This is a genomic window from Flavobacterium sp. (genome assembly GCF_044371705.1).
In the GTDB taxonomy this organism is placed as follows: Bacteria; Bacteroidota; Bacteroidia; order Flavobacteriales; family Flavobacteriaceae; genus Flavobacterium.
In genome coordinates this window covers 1-4,978 of the sequence record NZ_JBILTE010000188.1, presented here as the reverse complement: position 1 = coordinate 4,978, position 4,978 = coordinate 1, and the positions used below count along the sequence as shown (strand labels likewise).

Below are 4,978 nucleotides of genomic sequence, written 5' to 3'. Positions count from 1 at the left end.
TTTCTTGGGATAGTATCAAGGAAAATAGCTGATATTCCATTGTTTTTTGGAGATATTTTATACGCTATTTTAATTTATTTTGGCATTCGTTTTATTTTCATTCATTGGCATATTTACAAAACATTTTTAGTTAATTTACTGTTTTGTTTTTCTATTGAAATCCTACAATTGGTAAAATTCGACTGGCTAGTTACTCTTCGAACTACAACTTTAGGACATTATATTTTGGGACAAGGTTTTCTGTGGAGCGATTTGATTTGTTATTTTATTGGAACAACATTTGCATTTATTTCTGATAAAAAATTAGTTAGAACTCAAAACTCATACTTGTAGTCATAAAGAAATCATTTTCAACCAGCTGATTATCTTTAATAAAAATGGCTTCTTGCGATTTCAACCAACGAGCTTCCATTCGGATTTTTACTTTAGAAGTAGGTAAAAAATCTACATTCAGTGAATTTCCAAAGGTTTTGAAAGCCCTATCATTTGCATTTATAATGACGTTATTTTCGTCTTGATAATATTCTGTTCGAAAAGCAGTTTGCCATTTAGAACTAAAGGAATATTGAACGATTAAAACCGGACTCAACCAATCTTCATAATTGTTGCTAACACTTGATTTTTGTATTCCAACATCAAAACCTGCAATGGTTCGCCAATGCTCATTCCATTGATAATCAAAATACAAATTACTGAAATAACGTGTTCGCAAACCCAATTCGGTTGGTTCGTCACCAATAAAAGTACTCCAATTTAAGGATGCATTTTCAGTTGGTTTAAACGTGATTTGCGAGCCAAAAGACGGAAGAGTTGATTTGTCAGTTTTAGAAATTCGTTGCCATCCATTGGTTAAAAATGTGGCGAAAGTCCAATTTTCAGAAGGTTGAAATTGGTACTTTACACCCGTCATAAAATAAGGAGAGTTATCAGCCAACATCGATCGAGTTAACGTTAAATTGGAAGCTGAAGTTGCGGTTTCAAAACCGATGTAGCTGGGCATAATTCCCATTTCAATGACATGCTTTCTTTTATCATCTAAATAAACTCCAACAATTGCTTCGCTTATTAATTTTATCTCTTCGGCAGCATAATTATCTTCTACATAAGTACCAGCATGCATAGCTAAAGAAGCATAGACATTTCCATAACTTGCTTTTACTCGCAATAAAGCATTATTGATGTTGAATTCGTTATGTCGATTATAATTGTATAGAAAAGGAATTTTCTGATTGGCTGATGGTGTATTAAAATCATATGAATAGTACGTCTCAATAAATCCTGAGAAATCTATTTTCAGCGAATCCAATGTTTGTGCTTCTCCTGCAAAAGAAAAAACCAAAAACAACAGTACACTGCCGTGGCAAATCTTCTTCATTTTTTAAAAAATGTATTTATAAAAAATATTTATTTCAAGATTAAAATGGGGTTGATAGATAACTACTTCCTCCTCGTATCTAAAATATAAACCACTTTCCAAACTCCATTTTCCTGAAATAATTGAAAAGAATTTACCCCTGAATGACTCAATTTGTCATTTACATAAAACTCGTAGGGTGTCCAAACATGAGCCATTGCACCATCTATTTGAATGTTATAACTCAGGATTTTTTCTTCAAATTTCATGGTTACAGGAATAGTAGCAATGGATTTATAAAAATTCGAAGCCTTTTCAATAGAAAATTTAGTGCCGTTTCCCGATTCGGAAATGGAATGCAAAACCAAATTTTCGTTACAAACCGATTGGAGTTTGATAGAATCGCGTTGGTGAAAGGCCTCAAAAAAAGTTTCAATGGTTTGTTGAATTTCTTTCTTTTGTGCAAAAGAAAAATGACTTGTTAAAAGTAAAAGTAAGAAATAAATTCTTTTCATAAAACTTGCTTAATGGGTTAACCAATTGAGAGCTAAGAAAGCTACAATACCGGCAATATACCCTGCTACTGCTAAAGGCGTTATTTTTTTCAAATACCACATAAAAGTAATTTTTTCTTTCTCCATAACCGCAATACCTGCAGCAGAACCGATAATTAACATACTGCCTCCTGTTCCTGCACATAATGCGATAAATTCCCACAATGAATTATCCATAGGATATTCGGTTAGAGGAAACATCGCTTGCGTTGCGGCAACTAAACTACCGTTATCCACAATCGATGATAATACCCCTATTGCTATAACCATGGTGTCAATATTGGGTAAGGTTCTCAATAAAAAATCGGCAAACGTACTTAATATTTCAGTATCTTGAAGAGCATATACCATCAATAAAATTCCCATAAAGTAGAGTATAGAACTAATATCAACTTTTGACAATGCATGAGCTACAGAAAATAAGTCCTTCTCCGATTGCGATTTTTCGCGATGATAAATTAACGATACCAAAGCTACAAATCCTAAAGCAATTAAAACCCCGATAAAGGGTGGCAAACCTGTTATTGATTTGATAACCGGAACCATAATTAATCCAAATGCACCCGCTAGCAGCACACTTACACTACCATACATTTTTTCTTCCCTCTTAACATCCTGCATTGATAACTGCACGCGAAGTGCAGCAAAACCTCTCATACGAAAACTTGCAATTATTAACGGCACCAGAATGACAAATAATGAAGGAACAAACAATACTTTTACAATTCCTAATGCACTAACCTGGCCTCCTATCCACAATAAGGTTGTGGTAACATCTCCAATAGGACTCCATGCACCACCGGCATTTGCTGCAATTACAATTATTCCCGCAAGAATCATTCTAATTTCACTTTTAGGCATCAATTTTTTCAATAAGGTTACCATAATTATAGCGGTTGCCAAATTATCTAATAATGCCGACATAAAAAAGGTGACGCCCCCCACAATCCAAAGTAATTTAAAAACTGATTTAGTTCGAATTCGATGCGTAATTACCGAAAAACCTTTATGCAAATCAATTAATTCTACAATTGTCATCGCTCCTAACAAAAAGATTAGCAAACCGCCAATCTCTCCAAAATGTCCTGTTAACTTTTCTGCAAGTAAATGCTGATCGCCCTTATAAAACAAAGCAAAAAACACCCAGCATAAAGCTCCCGTAAGAATTGCAGTTATTGTTTTATTAATTTTGAAAGGTGATTCGAATATAATCAGAAGATACCCTAAAACCGCGATGATGAGAACAACAGAAACCATTATAAAAATTTAAAAATTTGTAGGAGTAAAGGTAAATAGAATTGCAATGTTTTTAATTCTTTTTTGCAAATAATTACGCTATACACAAAGATTCCTTACATTTGTGTGTTTACTTAATAAAATCCTGCAAAATGTCTACAGCAAAAAAAGATTACAAAAGAATTACCACCAAATCACTATTTGATATGAAAGCCAACGGTGAGAAAATCTCAATGTTAACAGCCTACGATTTTACTATGGCAAAAATTGTGGATGCCTCAGGTGTAGATGTTATTTTAGTGGGTGATTCTGCGAGTAATGTAATGGCGGGACATGAAACTACATTACCAATTACTTTAGACCAGATGATTTATCATGCAAGCGGCGTTGTTCGAGCTTGTGAAAGAGCTTTAGTAGTTGTTGACTTGCCTTTCGGAACGTATCAATCAGATCCGAAAGAAGCCTTGCGTTCTTCCATTCGTATTATGAAAGAAAGTGGAGGACATGCCGTGAAATTAGAAGGTGGAGGTGAAATTAAAGATTCTATTAAAAAAATATTGAATGCGGGTATTCCCGTAATGGGACATTTGGGGTTAACTCCGCAATCTATCTATAAATTCGGAACATATACCGTTCGTGCAAAAGAAGAAGCAGAAGCCGAAAAATTGATTGAAGATGCCAAATTATTGGAACGCATTGGTTGTTTTGCATTGGTTTTAGAAAAAATCCCTGCCAAACTTGCTCAAAAAGTGGCTGAAAGCATTTCCATTCCTGTGATTGGCATTGGTGCCGGAAGTGGTGTTGACGGACAAGTACTGGTTTTACATGACATGATTGGGATGACCCATGAATTTAGTCCACGTTTTTTAAGAAGATACATGAACTTATATGAAGATATGACCAAGGCAATCGGACAATATGTTACTGATGTGAAGGCATTGGATTTTCCGAACGCAAATGAACAGTATTAATGAGGCAATGTGGCAATGAGGCAATGAGTTAATTTGAGGATGAAAACAGTTTCCACTAAAGATAATTTGCAGATTCTCCATGAGGATAATCATTTGATAGTTGTTAATAAAAGGGTTGGCGACATTGTTCAAGGCGATAAAACCGGTGACAAACCCTTACCGGATAGTATCAAAGAATACCTCAAAGAAAAATACAACAAACCCGGAGAAGTTTTTTTAGGTGTGGTTCATCGACTGGACCGACCGACATCAGGTATCGTAATTTTTGCTAAAACATCAAAAGCTTTGACAAGAATGAATGAGTTGTTCAGCTCCAGAGAAACACAAAAAACCTATTGGGCGGTGGTTAAAACCAAACCCCCAAAAGAGCAAGATGTCTTAGTGCATTTCATCAAAAGAAATTCCAAAAACAACACTTCCAAAGCTCATTTAAAAGAAGTTCCCGAAAGCAAAAAGGCCAGTTTAGCCTACAAAATAATTACCTCTTTGACTAATTATTATGCGTTAGAAATTGAATTGCATACCGGAAGACATCATCAAATTAGAGTACAATTACAAAGTATTGGTTGTCCTATTAAAGGTGATTTAAAATATGGCTTTGACAGAAGCAATACCGATGGAGGAATCCATCTTCATGCTCGAAAATTAAATTTTACACATCCTGTTTCCAAAGAAAAGTTAGCATTGATTGCACCGGTTCCCGATGATGTGCTATGGAAATCCATTGAAAAAAAACAAATCCTTCCGTAGGTTTTCGTATTTTTGAATTGTTTTACTAAAAAAACATAATCTATGAAAAATTATTTGTTCCTTTTATCACTTGTTTCATTTACCGGTTTATTTGCACAAGATCATTATTCCGG

At 34.5% G+C, this 4,978-nt stretch carries 6 protein-coding genes; 3 read left to right on the top strand and 3 right to left on the bottom strand.

What is annotated here, in order from left to right:
• On the top strand, positions 1–333 hold a 333-nt coding region (locus tag ACIQ2S_RS11295; RefSeq protein WP_396176040.1), incomplete at its 5' end, for a DUF2809 domain-containing protein.
• Here ACIQ2S_RS11295 and ACIQ2S_RS11290 read toward each other — a convergent pair.
• The 3 genes from ACIQ2S_RS11290 to nhaD all read right to left on the bottom strand — a co-directional run bounded on the left by ACIQ2S_RS11290 (position 308) and on the right by nhaD (position 3,165).
• Positions 308–1,375 (bottom strand): porin, encoded by a 1,068-nt coding sequence (locus ACIQ2S_RS11290; protein WP_396176038.1) that lies wholly within the window; start codon positions 1,373–1,375, stop codon positions 308–310. The two genes, ACIQ2S_RS11295 and ACIQ2S_RS11290, sit on opposite strands and share 26 nt — an antisense overlap.
• A 62-nt stretch (positions 1,376–1,437) precedes the next feature.
• Positions 1,438–1,869, bottom strand: a complete 432-nt coding sequence (locus ACIQ2S_RS11285) for a nuclear transport factor 2 family protein (protein ID WP_396176036.1) — start codon at positions 1,867–1,869, stop codon at positions 1,438–1,440.
• Positions 1,870–1,878: 9 nt separating this feature from the next.
• Positions 1,879–3,165 carry a sodium:proton antiporter NhaD gene (nhaD, locus tag ACIQ2S_RS11280; protein ID WP_396176034.1) on the bottom strand — a complete coding sequence of 429 codons (1,287 nt, stop codon included), beginning with the start codon at positions 3,163–3,165 and terminating at the stop codon, positions 1,879–1,881.
• Positions 3,166–3,296: 131 nt separating this feature from the next.
• Here nhaD and panB point away from each other — a divergent pair, with 131 nt between their 5' ends.
• Together panB and ACIQ2S_RS11270 are read left to right on the top strand one after the other, a co-directional pair.
• Entirely contained in the window at positions 3,297–4,115 is an 819-nt protein-coding gene (gene panB, locus ACIQ2S_RS11275) for a 3-methyl-2-oxobutanoate hydroxymethyltransferase (protein WP_396176032.1), read from the top strand.
• A gap of 39 nt (positions 4,116–4,154) precedes the next feature.
• Positions 4,155–4,865 carry an RluA family pseudouridine synthase gene (locus tag ACIQ2S_RS11270; RefSeq protein ID WP_396176030.1) on the top strand — a complete coding sequence of 237 codons (711 nt, stop codon included), beginning with the start codon at positions 4,155–4,157 and terminating at the stop codon, positions 4,863–4,865.
• The last annotated feature ends 113 nt before the right edge of the window (positions 4,866–4,978 follow it).